Origin of the sequence: Shewanella sp. SG41-4, assembly GCF_014164505.1 — a bacterium.
In the GTDB taxonomy this organism is placed as follows: Bacteria; Pseudomonadota; Gammaproteobacteria; order Enterobacterales; family Shewanellaceae; genus Shewanella.
Genome location: NZ_JACJFI010000279.1, coordinates 1 through 4857 on the forward strand (window position 1 = coordinate 1; position 4857 = coordinate 4857).

Below are 4857 nucleotides of genomic sequence, written 5' to 3' on the forward strand. Positions count from 1 at the left end.
GCTTGTTTAAGAATTGCTAGGATTTGGCTGTCGCTAAATTTTGATGTTTTCATGCAGAATCTCCCTGCGTATATATTACGAGAAAATTCTACTTTTGAAATCTACTATTTTTAGGGGGGATTACCGGTGAAACACCATTATTGATGGCTTTAAATCATTTAGATTTTCAAGATGCTACATCTAGAATGGATTTTAGGTTATATAACCTTTTAACACAGTATAAACACAGTATAAACACAGTGATATCGTGTTAAATCAGCGAACAACGAGGAAAGCACAAACACCGTTATTCGCAGCAGTTGATACAGGGAACCCAGATATAGTTAAAAAAATTATTTCTATGAGTAATGGTATTCAAATTGATCTGCAAGCTGGACTTGATTTTTTAACACCACTTTACCATGCAGTATCACTGCTTTCTATTATAAAAAAACCAAGCAGATTCAGGGAAATAATATCAGAACCCCCGACAGAGGAAAGCATACATAGATTAAAACCAATGTTTGCCGGTATGACAGGCTTTGAAAAGATTATTAAAGGACAAGGTATCACTGAACGAGATCAGAAGATATTGGATCAATACACAGATTATTGTTTTCAGGTTTATTTAGAGAGGAAGCCTACTCCAGCTAAAATAAGACACATTGCGAGAGTACTCATCGCAAAAGGTGCAGATGTCAATTTTGTTAATCGTGTGAATGGCATGCAGTATACCCCTCTTATGTTAGCGGCTGAAAATGATGAAATTCAGTTGTTTAAAATTATGATTGAACATGGTGGAGATTGGAGAAAAACCTATACAGTTCCAAGTTCTGCTATATCATACAAAAAAGCGGTTAATTGCTTAGATATAGCCAAAAATTTTAAGTCTTATAGAGTTGTTGAGCATATAGAAAATGTGCTGTGTCAAAATTGATAAAAAATTCCAAAATATTGCTTCTTACACTGAAAGATTCTTTTAGTTGACCACTACAGTTAGACATTTGTATTGTTGGTTAATTGAGATGTGCTTTTTAACAAGGATTGTAAAATGATGGATTTAACGTTCGCTGTACTAGTTGATGGAGAGAATGCTTCGCAAGCTCAATATGTATCAATGCTTGAGGAAGTAGAAAAGTACGGCACTGTAGCGATAAAATGGGTTTATGCTGATTGGACGGCTAGAGAGCAAAGTAGCTGGCAAGATGTTCTTCATGAGACGGCATCAAGCCCAAAACAACAATTCCACTATGGTAAAGATGCTGCCGACCATGCTTTAGTCATGGATGCTATTGAGTTAATTAGTAATAATCAACGTATTAATGCTATTTGTATCGTATCAAGTGATGGTGGTTTTTATAGTTTAGCGCAACGAATTCGTGAGAAAGGGTTGCATGTGATGGCTATTGGCAAAGAAAATACACCAGAAAGGTTTCGTAAAGCTTGTCATAATTTTGTGTTTACGAAAAACTTATCAGATCCAGTCACTAGCTTAAGTCATCAAGATCTCAATGCTTTACTGGTTGATTCTTATCTAAGGTGTGCAGAAAGCAATGAGCCGGTCTACCTAGGGGACATGGGGAAAATGCTAAAGATGTTTGATTCATCTTTTGACCCCAGGAATTATGGTTTTTTAAGCTTAAAAAAGCTAATAAAGGATAAAGTAGAACTTTTTGATATTGTAGATGAAAAAGTTGATCAGTGTTTTATTGCTATGCGCACAAGTAACACGAAAGCATCAGGAACAACTGTGCAAGGTGTTATTCGAAAATTAGACTCCAAAAGAGACTTTGGTTTCATTTCATCTAATCAAGGTGATTACCATTTTAGCTTTATTGAGGTAAAGGGAAATACAGCGCTATTAAAGGAAGGTCAGACAGTTTGGTTTAAAGTTCCTGATATTGATTCGAAGAAGGATTTAGCTAGTGGGCAGTGCCCTTCAGCTAAAAATATTGTATTGAACAAGCAGCAAGCTGCTTAATATTAACCAGCCTTATAAAGATTTACTCGCTGAAGATTACTGATGCAGCTTTAAGCTAAATCAAGGCAGCGTATCAAAATTAATTAGCGAGGAGAAACCGCTCCTCCGCTTACAGTCCATACAGAGGGGTTCTTTATTTTTCTTTTAGTGCGATTAAGTTTTTTGGTTGTTAATTTTGTTGCCTTGCTAATGTGCATTACTTTTACTTGTAGGAGGCCTTTTGGGGTAGCTCTTTCTACGTCAAAATAAAGCTTAGCTTCTTTTAATGTGCAATTGTGTTTTTTTCTGAGTAAATCTAATGCTTCTCGCTTTTTTTGAAGTTTTAGTTGTCTTCGTTCTTTTGCTTGTTTTTGTTTTTGGTTTGCTTTTAAGTTCCGCTGAAGATTTAGTATTTTCCTTGCCTCATCTGGGTTACATCTATATTTTTGTTGGATATTATTTATCATGGAGATAGTACTTTTTTGCATATTATTCCCTCATTAAACCCTATCAGATATAGCCTAGTGGCATAGTTATTTAAAACAATTCCTTATCTACCGCTGGTGCATCAAGCCACTCTCGAACTTCTGACGATATAGGAGCTTGGCCACTACAGATGATCGGTTCAGAGAGATGGTTATCTACAATGCGATCAATCGATTTATTTATTGAAGTTGTTTGAAAGTATCATATCAACGTAGTGTTTGGCTGCTGTCATTAAATTTCTAAGAGTCTTAGCCTTGGTTTTTTGTGATAATAGTTGCGACTTAACTGATTCTAACTGTGCTTGATTTCCTAAAGTTGTTGGAGAAATATTGATATTTAATTGATTTGCAACGGAGTTTAGATAAGATGTATATGAGTCAACTGATGATGCAACTATATCCTTTTTGCCCACTCCTTTTGACATGATGAACAATTTAAATTGTTCTAAATATTGAATATTCTCTTTTTTAGATAGCTTTTTACATTCTGTTTTTTGAGCAATAGATTTTACTTGTGATGGTTTAGCTGATTCTGAATTCTGAATTAAGCTAGAGTATTGAGCTGCTATTTTATGACGCATCGTTGTTGCTATAGGTTGTATTTCTTGCAGTGAGTCATGGATTATTTGGCAGTTTTGCCAATAACTCTCCCATTCAGACTTACCAATAATTTTTTCAAAATTAATTCGAGTTGGTTGTTGTATTTTCTCGTACTCTTTTAATCTTTCTATTCGTTCAGCTAAGTCAGTTATCCCCCTTGTATGAGGAGATAGCTTTGCATTACCTCTCATCCAAGTTTCCCAATCAGTGTTACCTTTTGATTGATTACACTTTCCACATGCAGGGACTAAGTTGTGTATTTCAGAAATAAAACCCGTAGGCCTTTTATTTTTAACTAGTGCTCTCAAATGATCCCATTCAGTTGCTTTGTCACCACAAAAAGCACATGAGCAAGAGTTCATATCCATGCCCAATGCATTCAATGCAGCTTTAACTTCGGCTTCAGTTGGCTGTATCACTGGAATTATAGAGTTAACGAATGAGTTTGTTATGCTTGATGACCTAGCGGTTATCTTTACCGGATTTGGCATTTTAAATAATGATAAATAACTCAATTTAGACTCCCTGTTAAAAATGTTCACCATAAATTCATTATTACCTTATACATTTGTGTTCTCAAACTCTACGTAAAGTTTAAGTCTTCAATTGCACTTTTATCTTTGATACAAAATTTACATATAATAGTCACTAATTTTTCATTTTCTATAAGAGGGATCTAGGAATTGTTTTTCCATTATTTCCATCTGTTTTTAGAAAAAGCATTAGATCACAAGCTAAAATCTAGCTTTCTGCCACATTTATCCAATCTTTAATAAGGTATTGTTAGTGTCAATATCATGAGATATACGAACTCGACATCATATTTGTAGGGGTTATGTGAGAGTTACCACATAGCTATTTTGTTAAGTTATATGGACAACCAACGAAATAATCGTTTTAACTGCACGGGTGCGACGCATAATGTCGCACCCATGAAATATACTAATTACCTATGGTTTATTTAGTTTTGTTGTTAGTAATTTTTGCACATGATGGTGTTTAGTGTGTACACTCATGAACGGTTAAATAGTTTTAAATATCTGATTTGTTGGTACAAAACGGACTTTTGGCTGGCTTTAAATGGACTTTAAATGAACAGAAAATCATCTTTAAATGAGTCTTTGAATTTAGCTCTTGAAATTTTAAAACGAATTCCTAGATCGAGATACGTTACTGTAAAAGAGCTTCATGATCAGCTTTGTGAGGCAGGTATGAGTCGAGATATTCGTACTTTGCAGCGAATAATGGAAACTCTATCTGTTCAATTTAATATTGAACGAAATGATAAGAGTAAACCTTATGGCTATAAGATAGCGCATGGGAATGCGGTGCTTAGTGTACCAACTATGTCTGCGCATGAGTCTCTACTGCTAAGCTTGTCACAGCAATACTTATCCAAACTTCTCCCTGGAAATGTTATGGCTTCTATGGACGGATTTTTCCTAGAGGCGAGATACCACTTAAGTGTGGGCACTCCACATCAGAAAGAAAAAGACTGGCTGAAAAAGGTTCGTGTTGTCAGTGAAACACTACCACTGCTAGCTCCTACCATAGATTTGAAAACTGTACAGGTAATAACTCAGGGGTTATATGAAGATAGATATCTAGTTATTGAATACTGTAATAGTAATGATGAGCAGAAAAAAGCAACTGTTATGCCTTTAGGTATTGCACAGCAAGGTAACCGCCTTTACCTCGTATGTCGGTTTGAAGGCTATACAAATGAGCGGACAGTAGCAATTCATCGGGTCAGGCTGGCCGCTTTATCCACATTCAACTTTGAAAGGCCTAAAGATTTCGACTTAGAACAGTATGATGCTGATGGCCGCTTCG

Annotated in this window: 5 protein-coding genes; 3 read left to right on the forward strand and 2 right to left on the reverse strand. The window is 35.5% G+C overall.

What is annotated here, in order from left to right:
- Nucleotides 1–247: 247 nt before the first annotated feature.
- On the forward strand, nt 248–916 hold the full coding sequence (locus H5202_RS18010; protein WP_182773280.1) for a hypothetical protein: 669 nt from the start codon (nt 248–250) through the stop codon (nt 914–916).
- A 114-nt stretch (nt 917–1030) separates the two neighbouring features.
- Nucleotides 1031–1960: an NYN domain-containing protein gene (locus H5202_RS18015; protein WP_182773281.1), complete on the forward strand. Its 930-nt coding sequence runs from the start codon at nt 1031–1033 to the stop codon at nt 1958–1960.
- Nucleotides 1961–2043: 83 nt separating this feature from the next.
- Here the strand turns inward: H5202_RS18015 and H5202_RS18020 are convergent, their stop codons facing one another.
- Entirely contained in the window at nt 2044–2427 is a 384-nt protein-coding gene (locus H5202_RS18020) for a hypothetical protein (protein WP_182773282.1), read from the reverse strand.
- Between the two features lie 173 nt (nt 2428–2600).
- A complete protein-coding gene (locus H5202_RS18025; protein WP_182773283.1) occupies nt 2601–3539 on the reverse strand; it encodes an HNH endonuclease signature motif containing protein in 939 nt (312 codons plus the stop codon).
- A gap of 576 nt (nt 3540–4115) precedes the next feature.
- On the opposite strand from H5202_RS18025, the gene H5202_RS18030 reads away from it, so the two are divergent.
- On the forward strand, nt 4116–4857 hold a 742-nt coding region (locus H5202_RS18030), incomplete at its 3' end, for a helix-turn-helix transcriptional regulator (protein ID WP_182773284.1).